General features: G+C 58.3%; 23 protein-coding genes. 5 read left to right on the top strand and 18 right to left on the bottom strand.

What is annotated here, in order from left to right; all coding sequences use genetic code 11:
- Nucleotides 1-3: 3 nt before the first annotated feature.
- The 5 genes from tpiA to rlmE form a co-directional block, all read right to left on the bottom strand.
- Complete coding sequence (gene tpiA / locus BK660_RS23110; RefSeq protein WP_123435256.1) at nt 4-759, bottom strand: triose-phosphate isomerase; 756 nt, start codon at nt 757-759, stop codon at nt 4-6.
- Nucleotides 760-825: 66 nt separating this feature from the next.
- Nucleotides 826-2163, bottom strand: a complete 1338-nt coding sequence (gene glmM, locus BK660_RS23105; protein WP_123435255.1) for a phosphoglucosamine mutase — start codon at nt 2161-2163, stop codon at nt 826-828.
- A 16-nt stretch (nt 2164-2179) separates the two neighbouring features.
- Nucleotides 2180-3031, bottom strand: coding sequence for a dihydropteroate synthase (folP, locus tag BK660_RS23100; RefSeq protein ID WP_123435254.1), 852 nt, complete (start codon nt 3029-3031; stop codon nt 2180-2182).
- 8 nt (nt 3032-3039) lie between these two features.
- A complete protein-coding gene (gene ftsH / locus BK660_RS23095) occupies nt 3040-4950 on the bottom strand; it encodes an ATP-dependent zinc metalloprotease FtsH (protein WP_123435253.1) in 1911 nt (636 codons plus the stop codon).
- A 202-nt stretch (nt 4951-5152) separates the two neighbouring features.
- Nucleotides 5153-5782, bottom strand: coding sequence for a 23S rRNA (uridine(2552)-2'-O)-methyltransferase RlmE (gene rlmE, locus BK660_RS23090; protein WP_123435252.1), 630 nt, complete (start codon nt 5780-5782; stop codon nt 5153-5155).
- A gap of 105 nt (nt 5783-5887) precedes the next feature.
- On the opposite strand from rlmE, the gene BK660_RS23085 reads away from it, so the two are divergent.
- Complete coding sequence (locus tag BK660_RS23085) at nt 5888-6196, top strand: YhbY family RNA-binding protein (RefSeq protein WP_007942889.1); 309 nt, start codon at nt 5888-5890, stop codon at nt 6194-6196.
- A gap of 9 nt (nt 6197-6205) precedes the next feature.
- On the opposite strand, the gene BK660_RS23080 is transcribed toward BK660_RS23085, so the two are convergent.
- The 8 genes from BK660_RS23080 to grpE form a co-directional block, all read right to left on the bottom strand.
- Nucleotides 6206-6610, bottom strand: a complete 405-nt coding sequence (locus BK660_RS23080) for an MFS transporter (protein ID WP_123435380.1) — start codon at nt 6608-6610, stop codon at nt 6206-6208.
- A 28-nt stretch (nt 6611-6638) separates the two neighbouring features.
- Entirely contained in the window at nt 6639-7115 is a 477-nt protein-coding gene (gene greA / locus BK660_RS23075; RefSeq protein ID WP_027924456.1) for a transcription elongation factor GreA, read from the bottom strand.
- Nucleotides 7112-10333, bottom strand: a complete 3222-nt coding sequence (gene carB, locus BK660_RS23070; RefSeq protein ID WP_123435251.1) for a carbamoyl-phosphate synthase large subunit — start codon at nt 10331-10333, stop codon at nt 7112-7114. The genes greA and carB overlap by 4 nt, the downstream gene beginning before the upstream one ends.
- 118 nt (nt 10334-10451) lie before the next feature.
- Nucleotides 10452-11588, bottom strand: coding sequence for a glutamine-hydrolyzing carbamoyl-phosphate synthase small subunit (gene carA / locus BK660_RS23065; RefSeq protein WP_123435250.1), 1137 nt, complete (start codon nt 11586-11588; stop codon nt 10452-10454).
- 259 nt (nt 11589-11847) lie between these two features.
- Complete coding sequence (dapB, locus tag BK660_RS23060; RefSeq protein ID WP_123435249.1) at nt 11848-12654, bottom strand: 4-hydroxy-tetrahydrodipicolinate reductase; 807 nt, start codon at nt 12652-12654, stop codon at nt 11848-11850.
- A 9-nt stretch (nt 12655-12663) separates the two neighbouring features.
- Complete coding sequence (gene dnaJ, locus BK660_RS23055) at nt 12664-13788, bottom strand: molecular chaperone DnaJ (RefSeq protein WP_109627906.1); 1125 nt, start codon at nt 13786-13788, stop codon at nt 12664-12666.
- A 340-nt stretch (nt 13789-14128) separates the two neighbouring features.
- Nucleotides 14129-16045 (bottom strand): molecular chaperone DnaK, encoded by a 1917-nt coding sequence (gene dnaK / locus BK660_RS23050; protein ID WP_123435248.1) that lies wholly within the window; start codon nt 16043-16045, stop codon nt 14129-14131.
- Nucleotides 16046-16147: 102 nt separating this feature from the next.
- The gene (gene grpE, locus BK660_RS23045; protein ID WP_123435247.1) at nt 16148-16714 is read right to left on the bottom strand and encodes a nucleotide exchange factor GrpE; all 567 of its coding nucleotides are present in this window, start codon (nt 16712-16714) and stop codon (nt 16148-16150) included.
- Nucleotides 16715-16954: 240 nt separating this feature from the next.
- Between grpE and recN the strand changes: the two genes are divergently transcribed.
- Nucleotides 16955-18628 (top strand): DNA repair protein RecN, encoded by a 1674-nt coding sequence (gene recN, locus BK660_RS23040; RefSeq protein ID WP_123435246.1) that lies wholly within the window; start codon nt 16955-16957, stop codon nt 18626-18628.
- Between the two features lie 75 nt (nt 18629-18703).
- Here the strand turns inward: recN and fur are convergent, their stop codons facing one another.
- On the bottom strand, nt 18704-19108 hold the full coding sequence (gene fur / locus BK660_RS23035; protein ID WP_003197684.1) for a ferric iron uptake transcriptional regulator: 405 nt from the start codon (nt 19106-19108) through the stop codon (nt 18704-18706).
- A gap of 97 nt (nt 19109-19205) precedes the next feature.
- Here fur and BK660_RS23030 point away from each other — a divergent pair, with 97 nt between their 5' ends.
- On the top strand, nt 19206-19733 hold the full coding sequence (locus BK660_RS23030; protein ID WP_027924448.1) for an outer membrane protein assembly factor BamE: 528 nt from the start codon (nt 19206-19208) through the stop codon (nt 19731-19733).
- A 60-nt stretch (nt 19734-19793) separates the two neighbouring features.
- Here BK660_RS23030 and BK660_RS23025 read toward each other — a convergent pair whose 3' ends face one another.
- From BK660_RS23025 to BK660_RS23015, 3 genes are read right to left on the bottom strand one after another with little or no spacing between them, the layout of a single operon-like run.
- Nucleotides 19794-20108: an RnfH family protein gene (locus tag BK660_RS23025; RefSeq protein WP_123435245.1), complete on the bottom strand. Its 315-nt coding sequence runs from the start codon at nt 20106-20108 to the stop codon at nt 19794-19796.
- On the bottom strand, nt 20101-20535 hold the full coding sequence (locus tag BK660_RS23020) for a type II toxin-antitoxin system RatA family toxin (protein WP_027924446.1): 435 nt from the start codon (nt 20533-20535) through the stop codon (nt 20101-20103). Before BK660_RS23020 ends, BK660_RS23025 begins: the two co-directional genes overlap by 8 nt.
- A gap of 7 nt (nt 20536-20542) precedes the next feature.
- Nucleotides 20543-21946, bottom strand: coding sequence for a sodium-dependent transporter (locus tag BK660_RS23015; protein ID WP_123435244.1), 1404 nt, complete (start codon nt 21944-21946; stop codon nt 20543-20545).
- A 118-nt stretch (nt 21947-22064) separates the two neighbouring features.
- On the opposite strand from BK660_RS23015, the gene smpB reads away from it, so the two are divergent.
- On the top strand, nt 22065-22547 hold the full coding sequence (gene smpB / locus BK660_RS23010; protein ID WP_123435243.1) for an SsrA-binding protein SmpB: 483 nt from the start codon (nt 22065-22067) through the stop codon (nt 22545-22547).
- A 145-nt stretch (nt 22548-22692) separates the two neighbouring features.
- Here the strand turns inward: smpB and BK660_RS23005 are convergent, their stop codons facing one another.
- Nucleotides 22693-23460 (bottom strand): GntR family transcriptional regulator, encoded by a 768-nt coding sequence (locus tag BK660_RS23005; protein ID WP_027924443.1) that lies wholly within the window; start codon nt 23458-23460, stop codon nt 22693-22695.
- Nucleotides 23461-23723: 263 nt separating this feature from the next.
- On the opposite strand from BK660_RS23005, the gene BK660_RS23000 reads away from it, so the two are divergent.
- Nucleotides 23724-25418 (top strand): lactate permease LctP family transporter, encoded by a 1695-nt coding sequence (locus BK660_RS23000; RefSeq protein ID WP_123435242.1) that lies wholly within the window; start codon nt 23724-23726, stop codon nt 25416-25418.
- Nucleotides 25419-25449: the final 31 nt, after the last annotated feature.

Raw genomic sequence — 25449 nt, 5'->3', positions numbered from 1 at the left:
TTTTCAGTTTCCCGCGGCGCGACAGATCGCACCGAACTCATCTGCATTCAGGGAAGCCCCACCAATGAGACCCCCATCGATATCCGGCATGCCGAACAGTTCGACCGCATTGGCCGCCTTCACGCTGCCGCCGTATAGAAGACGCACACCTTGTGCGACTTCAGAATTCTTTGCCGCCAACTGCGCGCGAATGGCTGCATGCACATCCTGCGCTTGTTGCGGCGAAGCAGTCAGCCCGGTGCCAATGGCCCAAACCGGCTCGTAAGCGATCACTGCTTTTGCAAATACATCGACACCCAGCTCATCGATGATGCTGCCCAGCTGAGCCGAGACAACCTCAATCGTTTTACCGGCTTCGCGCTGCTCAAGGGTCTCCCCTATGCACAACACCGGAATCAAGCCACATGCCTGTGCCGCTGCGAACTTGCGGATCAGCACTGCGTCCTGCTCGCCCATTATCTGGCGGCGTTCGGAGTGCCCGACAAGTACCAGGGAACAACCTGCATCCACCAATTGACTCGGCGCAATTTCACCAGTCAACGCACCTTGCTCGGATTCCACCGCAGAATTCTGCGCGCCGACCGAAATCGACTTGCCTTTCACGCCATCAATCACTTGATTGATGAACAAGCTAGGCGGGAATACCGCTACATCAACACCGCTCGGCAAGGCCAGATGACCAAGGCTGTTGATCAGCTCAGCGACGCTGGCGCGGGTACCGTGCATCTTCCAGTTACCAGCTACCATAGGGCGACGCATGCTGTACCTCGTCGGTCAAAGTGGGCGCAGATGTTACCCAACACAATCAAGGCTGGCAAGCCGAATTCAGGCAGAAACTTCAGTAACGAGTTTTGCCAGCTCTTCGGCGTAACCGCGAACCTGTGTTTCGTCCTCGCCTTCGACCATGACACGCACCAACGGCTCTGTCCCGGACTTGCGCAACAGCACCCGGCCACGACCCGCCATTGCCTTGGTAACACGATCGCTGGCTTCCTTGACCGCAGGATGATCGAGCGGACTCGCACCACCGCCGAAACGGACATTGATCAGCACCTGAGGGCACTTGCGCAGCGCTTGGCGGGCCTGAGCCAGCCCTTCGGAGCGAGTCTTCAACGCCATCAGCACCTGCAGCGCAGCAATGATCGCATCACCGGTCGTGGTGTGATTGAAGCAAACGATATGTCCCGAGTTTTCACCACCCACCAGCCAGTTGCGCTCAAGCAAGTCAGCGATGACATAGCGGTCGCCAACGTTGGCACGCACAAATGGAATCGACAGATCAGCCAAGGCCAATTCCAGCCCCAGGTTGCTCATCAACGTACCGACTACACCGCCTTGCAGCTTGTCACGCTCATGCAGATCGCGGGCGATGATGTAGAGCAGTTCGTCACCATCAACAATGGCGCCGGTGTGATCGACCATCAGGACACGATCACCGTCTCCATCGAACGCGATACCGAGGTCGGCGTGCTCGGCCAATACGGCAGCCTGCAATTGACCCATATGGGTCGAACCACAATTGTCGTTGATGTTCAGACCGTTCGGCTGCGCGGACAGCACAACGACTTCAGCACCCAACTCACGGAATACGCTTGGGGCAACCTTGTAAGTCGCACCGTGGGCGCAGTCGATCACGATTTTCAGGCCCGCGAAACTGGTGCCGGTCGGGACGCTGCTTTTGCAGAATTCGATGTAACGGCCAGAAGCGTCGTTGATGCGCGACACTTTGCCGATCTTGCTCGACTCAACCACGGTCATCGGGGTGTCGAGCAGCTCTTCAATCATCAGTTCGACTTCATCCGGCAGCTTGGTGCCTTTTCCGGAGAAGAACTTGATGCCGTTGTCATCGTGAGGATTGTGCGAGGCACTGATCACGATACCGGCTTCGGCGTGAAAGGTACGCGTCAGATAGGCGATCGCCGGGGTAGGCATTGGCCCCAAGAGCATGACATCAGCACCTGCCGACGTCAGCCCGGCTTCGAGTGCAGATTCAAACATGTAGCCGGAGATCCGGGTGTCCTTGCCGACCAATACCTTGCAAGCGCCCATTTTGCGGAACGCCATACCCGCTGCCCAGCCGAGCTTGAGCATGAAGTCAGGAGTAATCGGGTATTCACCGACACGACCGCGTATACCGTCGGTACCAAAGTATTTTTTGCTCATAAGTGCTCCATCATTCTTATTCGGCTGATTCCACTGCGGCGATCATCCGCACTACGTCCACTGTTTCAGCTACATCATGGACGCGCAATATACGCGCCCCCTTGGCTGAAGCCAGCGCTGCGAGCGCAAGACCACCATAAAGTCGCTCACCAACCGGCCGATTCAAGGCCTGACCAATCATGCTCTTTCGCGAAACCCCGACCAACAGGGGCCGCCCCAAGGCATGCAAGGCTTCCATATGCTTAAACAAGCTTAGATTGTGCTGCAAGGTTTTCGCGAAGCCAAAACCCGGATCAAGAATAATCCGCTCCGACGAGATTCCCACCAACGCGCATTGAGCCATTCGCTCGGCGAGAAACTCGCCGACTTCCTTGGTAACGTCCTCGTAGTGCGGATTGTCCTGCATGTCGCCCGGCTCACCGAGCATATGCATCAGGCACACGGGCAACCCGGTGGCTGCGGCCGCATCCAGGGCACCGTCTCGACGCAGCGAGCGCACATCATTGATCAACCCCGCACCCAACCGCGCCGTTTCGCGCATGACCGCTGGCGTGGAGGTATCGACAGAAATGATCACATCAAGTTCGCGATGGATGCGCTCAACGACAGGCGCTACGCGCTCCAGCTCCTCAAGCGGCGAAACCGCCCGGGCGCCAGGGCGGGTCGATTCGCCACCGACATCAATCAGTGTCGCACCCGCCAATACCATCGACTCGGCGTGGCGCAGAGCCGTATCGAGCTGGCTGTATCGGCCACCGTCAGAAAAGGAATCAGGAGTGACATTGAGTATGCCCATGACATGCGTCTGGGCCAAATCAAGAACCCGGTTGCCGCAAGGCAACCGGGTCGAGGACTGAACAGAAGTCATTTCAAACCTTATACGTCAGCAGCCGGACCGCCGATCGGGGTTTCCGGACGCTCATCCTGCGCCACCGGAGGTGTCCCGGAAGTACCGGTGCCACCTGACCAGTCACGAGGCTCGCGAGGTGCTCGACCAGCCATGATGTCATCGATCTGATCAGCATCGATCGTCTCGTACTTCATCAGGGCATCCGCCATGGCATCAAGCTTGTCGCGGTTGTCCGTCAGGATCTGCTTGGCCGTGCCGTAGCACTGGTCAATGATGCTGCGCACTTCGGAGTCGATCAGCTTGGCTGTCTCACCGGAGAAGCTCGCACTCTGACCACCGCCGCCGCGACCAAGGAACACTTCGCCCTCTTCTTCGGCATACATCAGCGGACCGAGTTTTTCCGACAGCCCCCACTTGGTCACCATGTTTCGCGCAATCTGGCTGGCTCGCATGATGTCGTTGGACGCACCGGTGGTGACGCCATCGAAGCCCAAGGTCATCTCTTCAGCGATACGGCCACCGTACAGCGAACAAATCTGGCTGATCAGTGCACGCTTGGACAGGCTATATCGATCTTCTTCCGGCAGGAACATGGTCACACCCAGCGCACGACCGCGCGGAATGATCGAGACCTTGTAGACCGGATCATGCTCTGGCACGACGCGACCCACGATAGCGTGGCCGGCTTCGTGATAAGCGGTGTTCTGCTTTTCCTTCTCGGACATGACCATCGATTTGCGCTCGGCGCCCATCATGATCTTGTCCTTCGCCAGTTCGAACTCTTTCATTTCGACGATGCGCTTGCCGGCACGTGCGGCGAACAAAGACGCTTCGTTCACCAGGTTGGCCAGGTCAGCACCGGAGAAACCAGGCGTACCGCGAGCGATCACCGCTGGAGCAACGTCGTCGCCCATTGGCACTTTGCGCATGTGTACTTTAAGAATCTGTTCGCGACCACGAATGTCTGGCAGACCGACCACAACCTGACGGTCGAAACGGCCTGGACGCAGCAACGCAGGGTCCAATACGTCCGGACGGTTGGTTGCAGCGATAACGATGATGCCGTCATTCATTTCGAAGCCGTCCATCTCTACCAGCAACTGGTTGAGAGTCTGCTCGCGCTCATCATGACCACCGCCCATGCCGGCGCCACGGTGGCGACCAACGGCGTCAATTTCATCGATGAAGATGATGCACGGCGCGTGCTTCTTGGCCTGTTCGAACATATCGCGAACACGGCTGGCACCGACACCAACGAACATTTCAACGAAGTCGGAACCGGAGATGGTGAAGAACGGCACTTTCGCTTCGCCGGCAATCGCCTTGGCCAGCAAGGTTTTACCGGTACCCGGAGGGCCGACCATCAGTACGCCGCGAGGAATACGACCACCCAGGCGCTGGAACTTGCCCGGATCACGGAGGAACTCGACCAGTTCGCCGACTTCTTCCTTGGCTTCGTCGCAACCGGCAACGTCAGCCAATGTGGTTTTCACCTGATCTTCGGAGAGCAGGCGTGCCTTGCTCTTGCCGAAGCTCATCGGCCCGCCCTTCCCGCCCGCACCGCCCTGCATCTGCCGCATGAAGAACATGAATACGGCGATGATCACGAGGATCGGGAAGCTTGCGACCAGGAGCTGAGTCCAGATGCTTTGCTGTTCAGGCTGCTTGCCTTCGACCACGACGTGGTTGTCCACGAGGTCGCCGATCAGACCGTTGTCCTGGATAGCCGGACGAATGGTCTTGAAGCTGTCGCCATCGTTGCGTTTACCGGTAATCACGTAGCCGTCAACCGCTACGCGCTCGACCTTGCCATCCTTGACCTGCTGGATGAAGTCGGAATAGTTGAGGGTCTGCGGCTCGTTAGGGCTGGAGAAGTTGTTCATCACTGTCACCAGGACAGCCGCGATGATCAACCACAGGATCAGATTCTTTGCCATATCGTTCAATTAACTACCCTCTGAAGCAAGCTCCGCTAATGGCGCGCGCTTCGCATGATATTCACCGGCCTAACTTACTACATTACCTACGGCTCTGGCAGGCGCCGTCTGTAACCCTTTGTGAAACACTTTCTACACAATATTCGCTAATGCTCACGGGGCGAAATACGAAAAACCTATCGCCCCGTCAAAAAACCTCGTTTTACTCACTACGCCCGCGGTAACCCCAAGCCAGCATGTATTGCTCGCGGGAACTGCCTCGAGACGAGTCTGGCTTGATCATCTGGATCTTGTCGAATTTCCGACGAGTATCCTTCAGGTAAACATCAAACCCTTCGCCCTGAAAAATCTTGATCACGAAATTACCACCCGGCTTGAGTATCCGTTCCGCCAAATCAAGCGCCAGCTCGCAAAGAAACATCGCTTTTGGCATATCTACTTCAGGCGTACCACTCATATTGGGGGCCATATCGGAAATCACAAGGTCCACCTGCGAATTACCCACGGCTTCAAGGATCTGCGCGAGCACTTTGTCCTCGGTGAAGTCACCCTGGATGAAAGTCACGTCTGGAATGCTGTCCATTTCCAGAATGTCCGAGGCGATCAGACGCCCCTCACCACCGATCAGACGGCTAGTCACCTGCGACCACCCCCCAGGCGCCGCACCCAGGTCGACAACGCTCATGCCGGGACGGATCAACTTGTATTTCTCCTGGACCTCCAGAAGCTTGTAACTCGCACGCGAGCGGTAACCATCCTTCTGCGCCTGCTTCACATAGGGATCATTGACATGTCTTTGCAACCACTTAAGGCTTGTCTTGGAACGGGCCACGGGCCACCTCGAAAATAAAACGGGTCGTGATTAACTGGGCGGTCCCGGACTCGCTCGGGTAAACTGGCCGCCGCTTTTTACAAGATCAGACGCAGGGGTCAGATTATGCCGCTCACTCAAGAGCAGAAGAAACAGTACAAATCCATTGGCCACCATCTGAAACCAGTTTTGATTGTGGCTGACAACGGTTTGACTGAAGGTGTGTTAGCCGAACTTGAACGCGCGTTGGCGGATCACGAGCTGATTAAAATCAAGCTCAACATCCTCGATCGCGAATCGCGCCTGGCGTCCATTGCAGAACTCTGCAAGGTCGGCAAAGCGGATCTGGTTCAGGTCATCGGCAAGATGGCACTGATTTACCGCAAGAACTTCAGCGTCAACAAGCAGCTGTCGAACGTCCATCGCTTCAAGTGATGGCAAGGGTCAAGGGTGTGCTTCGCGCACCCTGCCGCTCCATCCCGGCACCGGTTGCAACACCAGCACCAGCCCGGAAAACCCCAGGACCAGGTAGCTGAACACCTGCCAACGCACCGCCTCCGGCCAACCGATGCGCACCGCGAAGAACATCGCACACGCATACAGCGCCATCAGCAGCAGCTGCCCACGAATATCGCGCCATAGACTGGCAAGGCCATCGGCCTGTACCAGCACCAAAGCCTGAAAAATCACACACGCTGCGGCAAATCCCACCATCAGCGCATTCAGCATGCCTGCAATTTCGTCGATCAGCAGCGGCGCCAGACCTATTTGGCCCAGCGCCGGCACCAGACCGATGTGTAACAGCCACAGGCCGCCAACCCACAACATCTGAGTCAGCTGCCAAACCATGGCGCCCGCACGCAGCGGGCGCAGGCCTTTAGATGTGGCGGACTTCGACAATCTCGTACTCGATCACGCCACTCGGCGTTTTCACGGCAACCACATCACCCTCTTCCTTGGCAATCAAGGCGCGGGCCAGCGGTGAACCGACGGAAATCTTGCCGAGTTTGAAATCAGCCTCATCCTCACCCACGATGTGGTAAGTGACACTTTCATCAGTCTCGACGTTGGCGATTTCAACGGTGGTGCCGAAAATCACTTTGCCGGTGTGAGGAATGGTGGTGACGTCGATGATGACCTGATTCTGAATCCGGCCTTCGATGTCACGAATCCGCGCCTCAACCATCCCTTGCTGCTCACGAGCAGCGTGGTATTCGGCGTTTTCCTTCAAGTCACCCAACTCGCGGGCCGTTCCGATGTCCTGGCTGAGCTTCGGACGAACGACCTTGGTCAGGTGAGCGTGTTCCTCTTCCAGGGCTTTCGCGCCCTGGACGGTCATTGGGTATTTGATCATGCCTTCAATCCTGCGTGTAGATCCTGCAAGCGGCGCACAGTCTTCTCGGGACCGAACTTCAGCGCTTCGCAGATAGCTTCGCCAGCAGCAATAGTCGTGGTGCAGTAGATCTTGTGCTGCAGGGCATTACGACGAATGGAGTACGAGTCGGCGATCGACTGACGACCTTCGGTGGTGTTGATGATCAGGGTGACTTCGTCATTCTTGATCATGTCGACCACGTGCGGACGACCTTCGGTCACCTTGTTCACACGGCGCACTTTCAGGCCTGCGGCTTCGATCAGCTTGGCAGTACCGGCAGTGGCGACCACTTCGAAGCCCAAGTTGATCAGATCACGGGCTACGCCCGCAACCAGCGGCTTGTCGTCGTCACGCACGCTGATGAACGCGGTACCGCCGGTGGGCAGTACTTCGCTGGCGCCCATCTGGGCCTTGGCGAATGCTTCACCGAAGGTGTCGCCCACGCCCATCACTTCACCGGTGGACTTCATCTCTGGGCCCAGGATCGGGTCCACACCAGGGAATTTGGCGAATGGGAACACCGCCTCTTTCACGCTGTAGAAGTTCGGGATGATTTCTTTGGTGAAACCGATTTCCTTCAGGGTTTTACCGGCCATGACGCGAGCCGCGATCATTGCCAGGGAAACACCGATGCATTTCGATACGAATGGTACGGTACGGGAAGCACGCGGGTTGACTTCGATGACGTAGATGTCTTCGCCTTGCAGCGCCAACTGAACGTTCATCAGACCGACAACGCCCAGTTCCAGGGCCATTTTCTTGACCTGTTCGCGCATCTCGTCCTGGATGTGGCCAGGCAGCGAGTACGGAGGCAGGGAGCACGCGGAGTCACCGGAGTGAACGCCTGCCTGCTCGATGTGCTGCATGATCGCGCCGATCACCACATCGGTACCGTCGCAAACCGCATCCACGTCCATTTCGATGGCGCAGTTGAGGAAGTGGTCGAGCAGCACAGGGCTGTCGTTGGACACTTTCACCGCGTCACGCAGGTAGCGCTTCAGCTCGTCTTCTTCGTAAACGATTTCCATCGCACGGCCGCCCAGTACGTAGGACGGACGAACCACCAGCGGGTAACCAATCTTGGCTGCTGCACGAATCGCTTCGTCTTCGCTGCGCACGGTGGCGTTTGGCGGCTGACGCAGGTTCAGGCGCTCAACCATTTGCTGGAAGCGCTCACGGTCTTCGGCACGGTCGATGGCGTCAGGGCTGGTGCCGATGATCGGCACGCCGGCTTCTTCCAGGGCGCGAGCCAGTTTCAGCGGGGTTTGGCCGCCGTACTGGACGATCACGCCTTTCGGCTTCTCGACGCGGACGATTTCCAGTACGTCTTCCAGGGTCACTGGTTCGAAGTACAGGCGATCAGAGGTGTCGTAGTCGGTAGATACGGTTTCCGGGTTGCAGTTGACCATGATGGTCTCGTACCCGTCTTCGCGCAGGGCCAGTGCCGCGTGTACGCAGCAGTAGTCGAACTCGATGCCTTGGCCGATACGGTTAGGACCGCCGCCGAGGATCATGATCTTGTCGCGACCCGATGGCGCGGCTTCGCACTCTTCCTCGTAAGTCGAGTACATGTAGGCGGTGTCGGTGGCGAACTCGGCCGCACAGGTGTCAACGCGCTTGTAGACCGGGTAAACCTCAAGCTTGTGGCGGTGGCGACGCAGCGCTTTCTCGGTCACGCCCAGCAGCTTGGCCAGACGCATGTCGGAGAAGCCTTTGCGCTTGAGGCGGAACATCACGTCGCGGTCGATGCTGGCCAGACCCAGGGTCTTGACCTTCTCTTCTTCCTTGATCAGATCTTCGATCTGCACCAGGAACCACGGGTCGATCATGTTCATGCCGAAGATGTCTTCGACCGACAGACCGGCGCGGAAGGCGTCAGCCACGTACCAGATACGCTCGGCGCCCGGCACGGTCAGTTCGCGCTTGAGCACGCTCATGCTTTCCGGGTTGCTCAGGTCGAGCTTCTCGTCCAGGCCGCAAACGCCCACTTCCAGACCGCGAAGGGCTTTCTGCAGGGATTCCTGGAAGGTCCGGCCGATGGCCATGACTTCACCGACCGACTTCATTTGAGTGGTCAGGCGTGCGTCGGCTTTCGGGAATTTCTCGAAGGCGAAACGTGGCAGCTTGGTCACGACGTAGTCGATGGACGGCTCGAAGGACGCAGGCGTAGCGCCGCCGGTGATTTCGTTCGACAGTTCGTCGAGGGTGTAGCCGATCGCCAGCTTGGCAGCGATACGCGCAATCGGGAAACCAGTGGCTTTCGAGGCCAGTGCCGAAGAGCGGGATACACGCGGGTTCATCTCGATCACGACCATACGGCCAGTGTCCGGGCAGATGCCGAACTGAACGTTGGAACCGCCGGTTTCCACGCCGATCTCACGCAGTACCGCCAACGAGGCGTTACGCATGATCTGGTATTCCTTGTCCGTCAGGGTCTGTGCTGGCGCAACAGTGATCGAGTCACCGGTGTGCACGCCCATCGGGTCAAAGTTTTCGATGGAGCAAACGATGATGCAGTTGTCCTTCTTATCGCGGACAACCTCCATCTCGTACTCTTTCCAGCCGATCAGGGATTCGTCGATCAGCAGCTCTTTGGTCGGCGACAGGTCCAGACCACGGGCGCAGATTTCTTCGAATTCTTCACGGTTGTAAGCAATACCGCCACCGGTGCCGCCCATGGTGAAGGATGGACGGATGATGCACGGGAAGCCCAGGCGCTCGAGAACGGCGTTGGCCTCTTCCATGCTGTGGGCGATACCCGAACGCGGGCAGTCCAGGCCGATGGATTTCATCGCCTTGTCGAAGCGCGAACGGTCTTCAGCCTTGTCGATGGTGTCGGCGTTGGCGCCGATCATCTCTACGCCGAACTTCTCCAGAACGCCTTCACGCTCCAGATCCAGTGCGCAGTTCAGAGCGGTCTGGCCGCCCATGGTTGGCAACAGCGCGTCCGGACGCTCTTTTTCGATGATCTTGGCAACGGTCTGCCACTTGATCGGCTCGATGTACGTGGCGTCGGCCATGTCCGGGTCGGTCATGATGGTCGCCGGGTTGGAGTTCACCAGGATGACGCGGTAACCCTCTTCGCGCAGGGCTTTGCAGGCCTGGGCGCCGGAGTAGTCGAATTCGCAGGCCTGGCCGATAACGATCGGGCCAGCGCCGAGAATCAGGATGCTTTTAATGTCTGTACGTTTTGGCATGGGTTTGTCACTCAAATCCGCAGGTCAGTCGGCAAGCCGTCTTGTTCAATCTTTGAAGCCTTGAGGGGGCCACCGGTGTCGGGACCGCCCTCAAGCCTTGCACCATCAAGGCGAGCGATCAGCGTCGCTTGGCCATCTCGTTGATGAAGCGATCGAACAATGGCGCTACGTCGTTCGGGCCAGGGCTGGCTTCCGGGTGACCCTGGAAGCTGAAGGCGCTCTTGTCGGTACGTTCGATGCCTTGCAGGGTGCCATCGAACAGCGATTTGTGGATCGCGCGAACGTTGGCCGGCAGGGTCGCTTCGTCTACCGCAAAACCGTGGTTCTGGCTGGTGATCATCACCACACCGCTGTCCAGATCCTGGACCGGGTGGTTGGCACCGTGGTGACCATGGCCCATTTTCAGGGTCTTGGCGCCGGAGGCCAGAGCCAGCAGTTGGTGACCCAGGCAGATGCCGAACACCGGGATCTCGGTTTCCAGCACGTCCTTGATCGCCTGGATCGCATAGTCGCAAGGCTCCGGATCACCAGGGCCGTTGGACAGGAACACGCCGTCCGGCTTCATTGCCAGCACATCGGCAGCAGGCGTTTGTGCAGGTACCACGGTCACGCGGCAACCGCGTGCGACCAGCATGCGCAGAATGTTCAGCTTGACGCCGTAGTCGTAGGCGACCACGTGGTACGGCAGCTCGGAAGCGTCGATGGTTGCGTGGCTGTCGGTTTTCAGATCCCAGACAGTCGAGCGCCATTCGTACTGCTCTTTGGTGCTGACGACTTTTGCCAGGTCCATGCCTTTCAGGCCAGGGAAACCCTGTGCGGCGGCGATGGCGGCGGCTTCGGAAATGTTGTCACCGGCCATGATGCAGCCGTTTTGTGCGCCTTTCTCACGCAGGATGCGTGTCAGGCGGCGGGTGTCGATACCGGCGATAGCCACAACGTTGTTGGCTTTCAGGTAATCGGACAGGGACATCGTGTTACGCCAGTTGCTCGCAACCAGTGGCAGGTCACGGATGACCAGGCCAGCGGACCAGACGCGGTCAGACTCGGCGTCTTCCGGCGTGGTGCCGGTATTGCCGATGTGCGGGTAGGTCAGGGTAACGATCTGTTGGGCGTAGGAAGGATCGGTAAGGATTTCCTGATAGCCGGTCATTGCGGTGTTAAACACCACCTCACCAACGGTTTGACCGTCGGCTCCAATGGCTTCGCCGCGAAAAATGCTGCCATCAGCAAGGGCGAGTATGGCTGGCTTAGTCAAGAAGACCTCCCGTAAATAAAGCCTGAAAGGGCGATCGCAGGTTGTAAAAAAGCGGAGTGACGTATGGACACGTCACCCCGCTTCTTCACCGAATAATTCTGCGCGCTTTTAGTGGACACACTAAAGCTGTAGCTTACAGAAAAAGGCCTTTTTGGTCTACCGCCAATGAGCCCGAAAGGCTGGAGAATGCGACAGGACGTCGCTTGGCAGTGTAAAACCGGGCTCAAACGCTGGGTCTGAGCCCGATTTCGGGCGCATCTTAACGCAAATCGAGCACGTCTTGCATGTCGTAAAGACCCGGCTCACGACCATCGAGCCACAACGCAGCACGCACCGCACCCTTGGCGAAGGTCATGCGGCTGGACGCTTTATGCGTGATTTCCAGACGCTCACCTTCGCAAGCGAACAGCACCGTGTGATCGCCGACCACATCACCACCGCGAACCGTGGCAAAGCCGATCGTTTCACGCTCACGCGCACCGGTATGGCCTTCACGACCATAGACCGCGACCTTCTGCAGATCACGATCCAGGGCACTGGCAATCACTTCACCCATGCGCAGCGCGGTACCTGAAGGCGCATCGATCTTGTGCCGGTGATGCGCTTCGATGATTTCGATGTCCGCCTCATCACCCAGCACGCGCGCCGCCATGTCGAGCAACTTCAGCGACAGGTTGACACCGACGCTGAAATTGGCCGCGAACACGATCGGAATGTCTTTGCCCGCCTCAGCCAGCAACTGCTTCTGCGCAGCGTCCAGACCCGTCGTGCCGATGACCATGGCCTTGCCGGTCTTGCGGCAGAACGCGAGGTTTTTCAGCATGACTTCTGGCAGCGTAAAGTCGATCAACACATCGAACTCATCAGCGACCGATTCCAGATTGCCGGACAACGGCACGCCGATGCGGCCCAGCGAGGCCAGCTCGCCGGCATCCACGCCTATCAGCGTGCTGCCGGGGCGCACGATGGCCGCCGTCAGACCGGTCAGCGGCGCGCGCTGTTGCACGGCCTCGACCAGAATCTTGCCCATGCGCCCGGCAGCGCCCATCACAGCTATACGTCGCATGCCGACTCCTTACAAATCGCCGAAGAAGCGCTTCACGCCTTCGAACCAACCAGTGGTTTTCGGCGAATGGCTGTTGTCGTCCGCCAAAGAGCTGCGGAATTCTTCCAGCAGTTCACGCTGACGACGCCCCAGGTTGACCGGGGTTTCGACCGCCACGCGGCACATCAGGTCACCGGCACCGCCGCCACGCACTGGCGCAACGCCTTTGCCGCGAACGCGGAACTGCTTGCCGGTCTGGGTCCCTTCAGGGATTTTCAGTTTGACTCGACCATCAAGGGTCGGAATCTCCAGCTCGCCGCCCAATGCCGCATCGACAAAGCTGATCGGCACTTCGCAGAACAGGTGCTTGCCGTCGCGCTGGAAGATCGCGTGCTCGCGCACATTGATCACCACGTACAGGTCGCCCGTCGGGCCACCCTGGGCGCCCGCCTCGCCTTCGCCTGACAGGCGAATGCGGTCACCGGTATCGACACCGGCTGGCACTTTGACGGAAAGGGTTTTGTACTCTTCGACACGACCTTCGCCGTTGCAGGAGTTGCACGGGTCGGAAATGATCTTGCCTTGGCCATGGCAACGCGGGCAGGTTTGCTGCACCGAGAAGAAGCCTTGCTGCATACGGACCTGGCCGATACCGCCGCAGGTCGGGCAAGTGACTGGCGAGGAGCCTTTCTTGGCACCCGAGCCATCGCACGGCTTGCAGTTAACCAGCGTCGGAACGCGGATATTCACGGTGGTACCGCGCACCGCTTCTTCCAGGTTCAGCTCCAGGGTGTAACGCAGGTCGCTGCCGCGCTGGGCGCCGCCACGGGAACCGCCGCGACCGCCACCGAAGAAGTCACTGAAGACATCGCCAAAGATGTCGGAGAAGTTCTGACCACCAAAACCGGCACCGCCGCCGCCCATGCTTGGGTCGACACCAGCATGACCGTATTGGTCGTACGCCGCGCGCTTGCTGGAGTCGGAGAGTACTTCGTAGGCCTCGTTGGCCTCCTTGAACATCTCTTCCGACGCTTTGTCATCGGGATTACGGTCCGGGTGATGCTTCATCGCCAGGCGGCGGTAGGCCTTCTTCAGGTCTGCTTCGCTTGAGCCACGCTCAACACCCAATACTTCGTAATAGTCACGCTTTGCCATATGTCTTTGCACTCTTGAGGACGTCCGGCAAACCTCTCCTGAGCCTTGCCAAACTCGTTGAGCCCCAATACAGGCCCGGACCCAACTCACGTCAATTCAACGATCCTGGTCTTTGATTCATTGCGGTACTTTCGGCTCGAAAAGCAGGAGCATTCCCGGCCATACCAACAGCACTGGGGCGGAATGAATGGCTTGTTCGTTAGAGCAAGCCACTCACTCCGCCGCTGTCGCATGCTGTAAAAATTCACGTGTTCCAGACACGCCAACGCGGGAGCAAGCTCCCGCGCGGCGACATCCTACCAGTCACCGCCTGAAGGCAGTCAACCGGGCGACCAACAACTTACTTGTGGTCTTTGACTTCTTCGAACTCGGCATCGACAACGTCGTCAGCCTTTTCAGCTTTTTCGTCGTGCGGTGCCGCGCCTTCAGCAGGCTGGGCCTGTTCGGCGTACATCTTCTGCGCCACTGGAGCAGAGACTTTCGACAGCTCTTCAACCTTGGCTTCGATTGCAGCTTTGTCGTCGCCTTTGACAGCGGCTTCCAGAGCAACAACAGCGGCTTCGATTGCAGTCTTCTCTTCGGCAGTCACTTTATCGCCAGCGTCAGCGATCATTTTGCGCGTCGAGTGAACCAGCGCATCGCCCTGGTTGCGAGCAGATGCCAACTCTTCAAACTGGCGGTCTGCGTCGACGTTGGCTTCAGCATCGCGAATCATCTGCTGAATTTCTTCCTCGGACAGACCGGAGTTGGCCTTGATCACGATCGACTGAGTCTTGCCGGTGGCCTTGTCTTTGGCGCCTACGTGCAGGATGCCGTTGGCGTCGATGTCGAAGGTCACTTCAATTTGTGGCACGCCACGTGGTGCTGGTGGAATCTCGGCCAGGTCGAACTTGCCCAAGGACTTGTTCTGGGCCGCTTGCTTACGCTCACCTTGCAGCACGTGAATGGTCACAGCGCCCTGGTTGTCGTCGGCAGTCGAGAACACTTGCGATTTCTTGGTAGGAATCGTGGTGTTTTTCTCGATCAGCGCCGTCATCACGCCGCCCATGGTTTCGATACCCAGGGTCAGCGGGCTAACGTCCAGCAGCAGAACGTCTTTAACGTCGCCAGCCAATACCGCGCCCTGGATAGCAGCACCCATGGCAACCGCTTCGTCCGGGTTCACGTCTTTACGAGCTTCTTTGCCGAAGAACTCGGTTACCAGCTTCTGAACCAGTGGCATACGGGTCTGACCGCCGACCAGGATCACGTCGTTGATCGCGGCAACGTCGATACCGGAGTCTTTCAGAGCGATGCGGCAAGGTTCGATGGTGCGCTGAACCAGGTCTTCAACCAGTGCTTCCAACTTGGCGCGAGAAATCTTCACGTTCAGGTGCTTAGGACCGGTGGCGTCTGCAGTGATGTACGGCAGGTTCACGTCGGTCGACAGCGCGGAGGACAGCTCGATCTTGGCTTTTTCAGCGGCTTCTTTCAGGCGCTGCATCGCCAGCGGGTCACCTTTGAGGTTCATGCCGCTTTCTTTCTTGAATTCGTCGACGAGGTAGTCGATCAGACGAATGTCAAAGTCTTCACCGCCCAGGAACGTGTCACCGTTGGTGGCCAATACTTCGAACTGGTGCTCGCCATCGACTTCAGCGATTTCGATCACGGAAACGTCGAAAGTACCGCCGCCCAAGTCGTAAACGATCACGGTGTGATCGCCTTTCGCCTTGTCCATACCGTAAGCCAGAGCAGCTGCGGTTGGTTCGTTGATGATACGTTTAACGTCCAGGCCCGCGATGCGGCCGGCGTCTTTGGTGGCTTGACGCTGGCTGTCGTTGAAGTAGGCCGGAACGGTGATCACCGCTTCAGTCACTGGCTCGCCGAGGTAGTCTTCGGCGGTCTTCTTCATTTTCTTCAGAATTTCAGCCGAGATTTGTGGCGGAGACATTTTCTGGCCGTTCACTTCTACCCACGCGTCGCCGTTGTCAGCCTTGGCGATTTTGTAAGGGACCATCTTGATGTCTTTCTGTACGACTTCTTCGTCGAACTTACGACCGATCAGACGCTTCACCGCGTACAGGGTGTTATGCGGATTGGTCACAGCCTGACGCTTGGCCGATTGGCCAACCAGAATCTCGCCATCGTTGGCGTAAGCGATGATCGACGGCGTGGTACGCGCGCCTTCAGCGTTTTCAATAACTTTGGCTACGCCGTTTTCCAGCACGGAGACGCAGGAGTTGGTAGTCCCCAGGTCGATACCGATAATTTTGCCCATGTTCACTCTCCCGAAACTTTGGATTTGGTTGCCGCAGCAGTGGTGGCTAACTGCGGTAGCACTTAAACGCTTGACTTATAAATGGGGGCCTTGCGGCCAATTTCAAGCCTGCTCGTCAATCGAAGGCGAAACTGGCGCCGGGGCCTTGCTGACCACGACCATGGCCGGGCGCAGCAGGCGACCATTGAGCTGATAGCCCTTCTGGAACACCTTGAGCACGCTGTTCGGCTCCAGATCAGCGCTTTCCTGCATGGCCATGGCCTGATGCTGAACAGCGTTGAACGGTTCGCCATGCGGATCGATCGCTTCCAGCTGATAACGCTTCAGGGTGTCCTGGAACATTTTCAGGGTCAGCTCGATGCCTTCGCGCATTGGGCGGATGCTTTCGTCGTCCGGGTTGGACAACTCCAGACCACGCTCCAGACTGTCGATGATCGGCAGCAAATCGCCTGCGAATTTTTCGAGGGCGAATTTGTGCGCTTTTTCTACATCCTGCTCAGCGCGACGGCGGACGTTCTGCAGATCGGCGGCAACACGCAAAGCCTGATCCTGCGCGCCTGCCAGTTGCTCTTCGAGCACTTGTACACGAGCCGCCAGGTCATCACCCGAAGCCGCGGAGCCCTGGTTGGCGTCTTGATTTTGCGTATCCACTGTCTGTTCGTCAGCCATAGATTTCTCCTTTCAATATCGTCCGTGAGCTCAACTCACGCTTCTGTCCCGGTATATGGGGCCGCAAAAATCAGCTTCAAGGGGTTGGTTGCGATTAACCCTACAAAAAGCGCTGCATTGCGATTACCCGATGCGCCAGGCATTTCGTCAGACCGAGCAAATCGAGCTAAGCGAGGGCATTGTCAGGTGCAAATAAAACACTGTATAAATAACCAGACCTAAAGCCTGGGAGCGGCCTTTATGCTGGTGCACCTGTCCGTACATAACTACGCCATCGTTGAACACCTCGATCTCGAACTCGATCGCGGGATGAGCGTGATCACCGGGGAAACCGGTGCCGGCAAGTCGATCATGCTCGACGCCCTGGGCCTGACCCTGGGTGATCGCGCCGACAGCGGCGTGGTCCGTCCCGGCGCAGACAAGGCCGACATTCTGGCGACCTTCGACCTGATCGATATCCCGGAAGCCAGCGCCTGGCTCGCCGAGCGCGACCTTGAAAGCGATGGCCCGTGCATCCTGCGCCGGGTTATTACTGCCGAAGGCCGTTCCCGTGGCTACATCAACGGCACGCCCTGCCCGCTCGGCGACCTCAAGGCCCTGGGCGAGCTGCTGATCGATATCCACAGCCAGCACGAACACCAATCGCTGCTCAAGCCCGACACCCACCGCCGCCTGCTCGACGAATATGCCGGCGCTACGGACCTTGCACGCCAAGTGCAACTGGCCGCCCAACGCTGGCGCCAGACGCGCCAGGAACTGGAGCGCCTGTCCAACTCCGGCGATGAGCAACGCGCCCGCCATCAATTGCTCAGCTATCAACTAGAGGAGCTCGAAAACCTCGGCCTCGGCGAAAACGAGCTGGAGCAGCTGGAACAGGAACACAAGAACCTCACCAACGCCGAAACCCTGCTGGGTATCTGCCGGCAAGTGGTCGAGCAGTGCAGCGAAAGTGATTCCGGCAATGTCCTGAATGCCCTGACCGCCAGCCTCAATCGCCTCTCGAGCGTAAACAATTCGATCGGTGCCTTGGGCGAAGCCAGCAGCCTGCTGACCAGCGCACAGATTCAGGTAGAAGAAGCGGTGGGCGAACTGAACCGCTTTCTCGACAACTTCGATGCCGACCCAGCGCGTCTGCAATACCTGGAAGAACGCCTCGATGCGATCTACACCATGGCGCGCAAACACCGCATCCAGCCGACCGAGGTCGCGGAGATGCAGCAACGGCTGTTGGATGAAATCGAAACCCTGAATGCCAACGATGAGTCCATCGAACGGCTGAGCGATGAACTGGCCTCTTATGCCCGTCATTATCAGGAGAAGGCGCGCGAACTGAGTGACTTGCGCCATCAAGCGTCGAACAGCCTGGCCAGTGCCGTTGAGCAGGAAATCCAGCGACTGGGCATGCCCGGCGGTCGTTTCACCATCGAATTGCGCCCTAACAGCAGCGATGAACTGCTGCCCAACGGCCTCGAACAAGTCGAATTACTGGTGAGTGCCAACCCTGGTCAGCCATTAAAAGCCTTGGCCAAAGTGGCCTCGGGTGGCGAGCTGTCGCGGATCAGCCTGGCGATTCAGGTGATCACCGCACAGACCTCTCGCGTCCCGACGCTGGTGTTCGACGAAGTGGACGTGGGCATTGGCGGCCCGACCGCCGAGATCGTTGGCCAACTGTTAAGACGTCTCGGAGAGCGCGGGCAAGTGCTGACCGTCACTCACTTGCCGCAAGTGGCTGCACAGGGTCATCAACATTTATTCGTGCACAAGGTGCGCGGTGACGATGCGACCCACACCGCTGTTTCCAAGCTGAGCAAAAATGATCGTGTCGAAGAAGTGGCGCGGATGCTGGGAGGCATCGACCTGACCAAGGAATCCTTGGCACACGCGAAAAAGATGGTCATCACCGCAAAAATTTAAGAGCGGCAGACAGCACGAAGGCGACCCTGGGGTCGCCTTCGTTCGTTTCGCGAATATGAAATTCGCGCGACATGCTTACTTTTTCTTGCGTACGTACAGCACCAGATTGTGATCAACCATCTCGAAACCATACTTGTCGACGATGGCTTTCTGCAGGCGCTCGATTTCTTCGTCGAAGAATTCGATCACTTCGCTGGTTTCGACGTTGACCATATGGTCGTGATGCTTGCCGTCATCCAGTTCGAAGACCGCATGGCCTCCGTCGAAGTTGTGCCGCACCACAAGGCCAGCCGCCTCGAACTGAGTCAGTACACGGTAAACCGTGGCCAGACCGACGTCCTCACCAGCCTCCATGAGTGCCTTGTAAACATCTTCGGCACTCATGTGGCGCTGCTCGGCGGAATCGAGCATTTGCAGAATTTTGACCCGTGGAAGGGTCACTTTGAGGCCGGCTTTGCGTAGTTCGCTATTTTCAACCATGGTCAGCTTTCTCGCGATGCTGCTTCGCAGCTTCTCTTAATGCGGGTATGATCGGCGTTTACGTTGTCCCAGCCAAGATAGTGGAAGTCGCCCACCGATGCAAAACACCAAGCTCTTGCTAACCAGTTTCACCTTTGTGGGACTGCTCGCACTCGCCGGTTGTTCATTCCCCGGGGTTTACAAAATCGACATCCAGCAGGGCAATGTCGTCACGCAGGACATGATAGACCAGTTACGCCCGGGAATGACCCGCAAGCAAGTACGGTTTATCATGGGTAACCCTCTGCTGACCGACACGTTCCATGCCGATCGCTGGGATTATCTGTACAGCCTGCAACCGGGTGGCGGTGAACGCCAACAGGAACGCATTAGCGTTATCTTCAACCCAAATGACCAGCTTGTCAGCCTCTCTGGTGATTTCATGCCAGGCGTGAGCCGCGACGAAGCCATTCTCGGCAAGGACAGCGGCACGCAAGTCGCTGCACCAGCAGAAAACGCCGAGAAGCCAAAACCGGAAAAACCGGTCAAGCCAGGTTCGTTGCTGGACCAGATCCAGAAGGACGTCGACGGTGTAGAAACCGTTCCAGTCCCGACGCCAACACCGCTGGACACTTCGCCGCAATAATTTGCGACGCAATAAAAAACCCGGAATTTCCGGGTTTTTTATTGTCTGGCGTTTAGTGAATCACTGATTCCGCGCCTTGGCCTCGGCCGCCTTGGCGGCACGCAAGCGACGAACCTCCTTGGGATCCGCCAGCAGCGGCCGGTAAACCTCGATGCGATCACCCGCGTGAACCGGACGCACCTCGGGATCGGCAATGACCTTGCCGAATATACCCACCGGGCAATTACCCAGATCCAGCTCCGGAAACTGCGCATCCACCGCTGATTTGCGCAACGCCTCGCGCACTGAAGTACCCTCAGGCACAGCGACCGTCAGCAATACCTGACGATCAACCGCGGCATACACCACTTCGACCTCAATCACCGACTCAACCATGAATCTGCTTGGCGCGCTGGCAGAACGCGTCCACCAGCGTGTTGGCCGCCTGATTGAACAACGGCCCCAACGTCGCGCGAACGATAGGTCCGGCATAGTCGAACGATAGATCCAAACTGATCTTGCAGGCCTTGTCCGTCAGCGGCTTGAACACCCAGATACCGTGCAACTGAGTGAAAGGCCCTTCTTCAAGGTTCATCTCGATCGACTGCCCGGGCACCAACGTGTTCCTGGTGACGAAATGCTGGCTCAAGCCACCCTTGGCCACACCGACGCTGGCGCGCATATGCTCCGGCGAGCTTTCCAGGACCTCGGCTGCCGAACACCACGGCAGAAACTCGGGATAACGCGCTACGTCGTTGACCAGGTCATACAGCGCCTGCGCCGGGTACGGCAGCAGGGCCGAGCGTTGAATATGCGTCGTCATGTCAGCGTCACTTCCACAGCTGGGCGGCAAACACTACAAGAATGCCGATGGGCGCCACATAGCGCATCAAGAACAGGGACAGGCCAAACAGTATCGGGCTGCGGATCGACAACTCGTCGCGCACCGCTTCACGCCCCATGATCCAGCCTGCAAACACCACGAAACACAAACCACCGAGTGGCAACATGATCCGCGAAGTGAAGAAGTCGATCACACCAAAGAAGTCCAGACCGCCGGCCGCGCCCCATTGGTAGAGGTGGAACATCCCGCCTTCGTTCACGAAAAACTTGGCTTCCTTCCAGATGTTGAAGGAAAACACGGTGCCCAACCCGACGAACCAGCAGGTGAACGCCAACCAGAACGTCACCCAGGCGCGGCTGACTTTGGTGCGCTCAACCAGGTACGCGACCATCGGTTCGAGCAGCGAAATCGCCGAACTCCAGGCAGCAACCGCAACCAGTACGAAGAACACCACGCCCATCAACTGGCCAAACACTACGTTACCAAAGGCAAATGGCAGGCTGACGAACATCAGGCCGGGGCCTTCGCTCGGGTTCAGGCCCGCGGCGAACACAATCGGAAACAATGCCAGACCGGCCACCAGCGAAACAAACGTATCGAGCAGCGCCACACCAACGACGGTACCGGAAATCGACGAGTTCTTCGGCATATAAGCACCGTAGATCATGATCGAGCCAACACCCACGCTCAGCGAGAAGAACGCATGGCCCATGGCGGGCAGCAAACCGTCGAGGACTTTTTCCGGATGGAAGTCGAACATGAAATGCACGCCCTCCATGAAATGCCCGGTGGTCATGCTGTAACCCAGCAGCACGATGATCATCACAAACAGCAGCGGCATCATGATCCGCAAGCTGCGCTCAAGCCCGGCGACCACGCCTTTGGCGATCACCACGGCGGACAACAGCATGAAAATCGTGTGCCAAAGCGTCAGGCGCCACGGATCGGCGATCACATTGCCAAAGTACGCGCCGACCTGATCAGCCGTCACACCCTGGAAGTCACCACGGCCCATGTCGATGATGTAATCCAGCGACCAGCCGCCGACCACACTATAGAAAGACAGGATCAACAACGCCGTGATCATCCCGGCGAAGGCGCCCCAGGACCACTTGCCCGAATGCCCCGCCTCCAGCGCCAGCACCTTCAAGGCGTTGGCCGGACTTTGCCGGGCACGACGGCCGATCAGGGTTTCGGCCAGCATGACCGGTACGCCGATCAGCGCGATACAGGCCAGGAACATCAGCACGAAAGCGCCGCCGCCGTAGACGCCAACCATGTACGGGAATTTCCAGATACTACCCAGGCCCACGGCCGAACCAGTCGCGGCGAGTATGAAGACCCAGCGGCTAGCCCAACTGCCGTGGACAGAAACCTTGTCTGTCGACATCGTTATCACGCCCAAGCGTTCAAAAAAGAGGCCGCATTGTCCGGGATTCAATCAACCTGCTCAAGCACGTAGCGATACCGTAGCCGACTCGCTTGCAACTCCCTATAATGCCGCCCCTATGGCTAAACAGAAGAAACACCCAACAGGGACCATCGCGCAAAACAAAAAGGCGCGACACGATTACTTCATCGAGCATAAGTTCGAGGCTGGTCTGGTCCTGGCCGGCTGGGAAGTAAAAAGTCTGCGGGCAAGCAAGCTGCAACTGGTCGACAGTTACGTGCTGCTAAAGGATGGCGAAGCCTGGCTGCTTGGTAGCCACATCACGCCGCTGATGACTGCCAGCACGCACGTCATCGCTGATCCGACCCGTACCCGCAAATTGCTGCTCAACCGCCGCGAGCTGGAAAAGCTGGCGACCTCCGTGCAGCAAAAAGGCTATGCCTGCGTGTGCCTGTCCTGGTACTGGAGCAAGCACATGGTCAAGTGCGAGATCGCACTGGGCAAGGGCAAGAAGGAATACGACAAGCGTGATACCGAACGCGAACGCGACGCCGGTCGCGAACTGGCGCGTGCGGTGCGCAACAAGGGCAAGGAAGATTAATTCTCCTGCTGCTTGATACCGCCTTCGCGAGCAGGTCGAATCGTCGCACCGTCGCTCCCACAGTGGATTTGTGAACGACACAAAACTAATGTGGGAGCGAGCCTGCTCGCGAAGACGATCGAACAAACACCGCAAAATCCACTGACTACATCCCCTTGCGCCGCTCCGCCCGAGCCATGCGCTGCACTTCCTGACGCACCTCTTCCAGCACTTCCTGTACGTACAGGATATGTCGGCTGGAGACTTCCCGCGCCTGCTCCGCCCGCCCTTCGATAATCGCCATGTACAACTCCCGATGCTGCGTGATCAGCATGTCGCGGGTTTCCGTGCGCTGCTTGTACATGCCGCCAATGTTGGTCACCACGTTGCGCTTGAGCAGGTCGAACAGCCCGCGAATCGTGTGCAGCAGCACCGCGTTGTGGCTGGCTTCCGCAATGGCCAGGTGGAAACTGGCGTCCGCCGCGCCCTCTTCGGCCCGGCTCACATCGTCATGACGCGAATAGCAGTCCTGCAACACCTCAAACGCCGCCGTCAGTCGCTCACGATCGACATCGGTGGCGCGTAATGCCGCGTAATAAGCGCAGGACGCTTCCAGGGTGTGACGAAACTCCAGCAGATCGCGCTGCGCCTCGGGGTTGTTTTCCAGCAGATGCAGCAATGGATCGCTGAAGGTCGACCCCAGCGAATCGACGACATAGTTGCCGCCGCCCTGACGACTGACCAGCAAGCCCTTGGCGGCCAGTTTCTGAATCGCCTCGCGCAACGAAGGGCGTGACACGCCGAACTGCTCGGCCAGCGCACGTTCGGCCGGCAAGCGCTCACCGGACTTCAGCGTGCCTTCAAGGATCATCCCCTCGAGCCGCTCGACAATATCGTCAGACAAACGGCGCTGACGTATCTGATCAAACCCCATAACTCACTTCTCCACGATCCCGACCGCTCGCCGGGCTCTCTATTCTGGCCTATTGGCGCGGCGCCGGCACCTGCCAGGAAGACGCCCGATCACACCGGTCAGCGGCATTGCGCACGGCGTATTCGACAAAAGTTTTAGGGCGGCAAATTGACACACCGCACAGAAGGCTTTTACCCTAGCCAACAGCGATTGTAAATTGGTATTACCAATTAACCAAGAACGCTGCCCAGTGCCTGACCAACAACAATTAGGGGCCACCCCATATGCAAACCTGGCAACAGCTCTACACACCGCTCGGCAGTCTCGGCATCTCCGCCCTCGCGGCCGTAATTCCCATCGTATTTTTCTTCCTGGCGTTGGCGGTGTTCCGCCTCAAAGGCCATGTGGCCGGCAGCATCACCTTGGCGTTGTCGATTGCCGTGGCGATCTTTGCCTTCCAGATGCCGGTCGACATGGCGTTTGCCGCCGCCGGTTATGGCTTTGCCTATGGTCTGTGGCCCATCGCCTGGATCATCGTGGCAGCTGTGTTCCTCTACAAATTGACGGTCAAGAGTGGCCAGTTCGAAGTGATCCGCAGCTCGGTACTGTCGATCACCGACGACCAACGCTTGCAGGTGCTGCTGATCGGGTTCTGCTTCGGTGCGTTCCTCGAAGGCGCCGCCGGATTCGGTGCGCCAGTGGCGATTACCGCCGCCCTGCTCGTCGGCCTGGGCTTCAATCCGTTGTACGCGGCCGGCCTGTGCCTGATCGCCAACACCGCGCCCGTCGCCTTCGGTGCCTTGGGGATTCCGATCATCGTGGCCGGGCAAGTGACCGGTATCGACGCATTCAAGATCGGCGCCATGACCGGTCGCCAGTTGCCGCTGCTGTCGCTGTTCGTGCCGTTCTGGCTGGTGTACATGATGGACGGCATGCGCGGCGTGAAGGAAACCTGGCCTGCTGCGCTGGTGGCCGGTTTGAGCTTCGCCATCACCCAATACTTCACGTCCAACTTCATTGGCCCGGAACTGCCGGACATCACCTCGGCCCTGGTCAGCCTGATTTCCCTGACCCTGTTCCTGAAGGTCTGGCAGCCGAAACGCGCCGCTGGCCAGCACATTGCCGGCGCTGTCTCGGCGTCCGTGGTGACCGCCAGCGCCGGTGGTTTCGGCCAGCCGCGCACCACCGTGGCCTCGCCGTACAGCCTCGGTGAAATCTTCAAAGCCTGGTCGCCGTTCCTGATCCTCACCGTACTCGTCACCATCTGGACCCTGAAGCCGTTCAAAGCGATGTTCGCGGCCGGTGGTTCGATGTACAGCTGGGTGTTCAACTTTGCCATCCCGCACCTGGATCAAATGGTGATCAAGGTGGCACCGATCGTGGCGGCCCCGACGGCCATCCCGGCAGTGTTCAAGCTCGACCCTATTTCCGCGACCGGCACGGCGATTTTCTTCTCCGCACTGATCTCGATGCTGGTGCTGAAGATCAATTTCAAAACTGGTCTGACCACTTTGAAAGAGACCTTCTACGAACTGCGCTGGCCGATTCTGTCGATCGGCATGGTCCTGGCGTTTGCCTTCGTCACCAACTACTCCGGCATGTCGTCGACCATGGCGCTGGTGTTGGCAGCGACGGGCGCAGCGTTCCCGTTCTTTTCGCCGTTCCTCGGCTGGCTTGGCGTGTTCCTGACCGGTTCCGACACCTCGTCCAACGCCCTGTTCAGCTCGTTGCAAGCGACCACCGCGCACCAGATCGGTGTCAGCGATGTGTTGCTGGTGGCGGCAAACACCAGCGGCGGCGTGACCGGCAAGATGATCTCGCCACAATCGATCGCCGTGGCCTGCGCCGCGACCGGTCTGGTGGGCAAGGAATCGGATCTGTTCCGCTTCACCCTCAAGCACAGCCTATTCTTTGCAACGATAGTCGGTTTGATCACCCTGGCTCAGGCTTATTGGTTCACCGGCATGCTGGTGCACTAAGTACTACAGGTTAAAAAGCAAAAACCGACGC

The organism is Pseudomonas brassicacearum (assembly GCF_003732265.1).
Taxonomy (GTDB): Bacteria; Pseudomonadota; Gammaproteobacteria; order Pseudomonadales; family Pseudomonadaceae; genus Aquipseudomonas; species Aquipseudomonas brassicacearum_D.
This window is presented reverse-complemented; position numbering and strand designations above follow the sequence as displayed.

What these genes read in the sequence shown, in the direction of transcription:
- BK660_RS23085 (WP_007942889.1), top strand. Translation starts at nt 5,888, where the DNA reads ATGCCGCTCACTCAAGAGCAGAAGAAACAGTACAAATCCATTGGCCAC.
- BK660_RS23080 (WP_123435380.1), bottom strand. Translation starts at nt 6,610, where the DNA reads ATGGTTTGGCAGCTGACTCAGATGTTGTGGGTTGGCGGCCTGTGGCTG.
- greA (WP_027924456.1), bottom strand. Translation starts at nt 7,115, where the DNA reads ATGATCAAATACCCAATGACCGTCCAGGGCGCGAAAGCCCTGGAAGAG.
- recN (WP_123435246.1), top strand. Translation starts at nt 16,955, where the DNA reads ATGCTGGTGCACCTGTCCGTACATAACTACGCCATCGTTGAACACCTC.
- dapB (WP_123435249.1), bottom strand. Translation starts at nt 12,654, where the DNA reads ATGCGACGTATAGCTGTGATGGGCGCTGCCGGGCGCATGGGCAAGATT.
- grpE (WP_123435247.1), bottom strand. Translation starts at nt 16,714, where the DNA reads ATGGCTGACGAACAGACAGTGGATACGCAAAATCAAGACGCCAACCAG.
- BK660_RS23005 (WP_027924443.1), bottom strand. Translation starts at nt 23,460, where the DNA reads ATGGGGTTTGATCAGATACGTCAGCGCCGTTTGTCTGACGATATTGTC.
- smpB (WP_123435243.1), top strand. Translation starts at nt 22,065, where the DNA reads ATGGCTAAACAGAAGAAACACCCAACAGGGACCATCGCGCAAAACAAA.
- BK660_RS23025 (WP_123435245.1), bottom strand. Translation starts at nt 20,108, where the DNA reads ATGGTTGAGTCGGTGATTGAGGTCGAAGTGGTGTATGCCGCGGTTGAT.
- BK660_RS23000 (WP_123435242.1), top strand. Translation starts at nt 23,724, where the DNA reads ATGCAAACCTGGCAACAGCTCTACACACCGCTCGGCAGTCTCGGCATC.
- carB (WP_123435251.1), bottom strand. Translation starts at nt 10,333, where the DNA reads ATGCCAAAACGTACAGACATTAAAAGCATCCTGATTCTCGGCGCTGGC.
- BK660_RS23020 (WP_027924446.1), bottom strand. Translation starts at nt 20,535, where the DNA reads ATGACGACGCATATTCAACGCTCGGCCCTGCTGCCGTACCCGGCGCAG.
- BK660_RS23030 (WP_027924448.1), top strand. Translation starts at nt 19,206, where the DNA reads ATGCAAAACACCAAGCTCTTGCTAACCAGTTTCACCTTTGTGGGACTG.
- glmM (WP_123435255.1), bottom strand. Translation starts at nt 2,163, where the DNA reads ATGAGCAAAAAATACTTTGGTACCGACGGTATACGCGGTCGTGTCGGT.
- ftsH (WP_123435253.1), bottom strand. Translation starts at nt 4,950, where the DNA reads ATGGCAAAGAATCTGATCCTGTGGTTGATCATCGCGGCTGTCCTGGTG.
- fur (WP_003197684.1), bottom strand. Translation starts at nt 19,108, where the DNA reads ATGGTTGAAAATAGCGAACTACGCAAAGCCGGCCTCAAAGTGACCCTT.
- BK660_RS23015 (WP_123435244.1), bottom strand. Translation starts at nt 21,946, where the DNA reads ATGTCGACAGACAAGGTTTCTGTCCACGGCAGTTGGGCTAGCCGCTGG.
- folP (WP_123435254.1), bottom strand. Translation starts at nt 3,031, where the DNA reads ATGACTTCTGTTCAGTCCTCGACCCGGTTGCCTTGCGGCAACCGGGTT.
- tpiA (WP_123435256.1), bottom strand. Translation starts at nt 759, where the DNA reads ATGCGTCGCCCTATGGTAGCTGGTAACTGGAAGATGCACGGTACCCGC.
- dnaJ (WP_109627906.1), bottom strand. Translation starts at nt 13,788, where the DNA reads ATGGCAAAGCGTGACTATTACGAAGTATTGGGTGTTGAGCGTGGCTCA.
- dnaK (WP_123435248.1), bottom strand. Translation starts at nt 16,045, where the DNA reads ATGGGCAAAATTATCGGTATCGACCTGGGGACTACCAACTCCTGCGTC.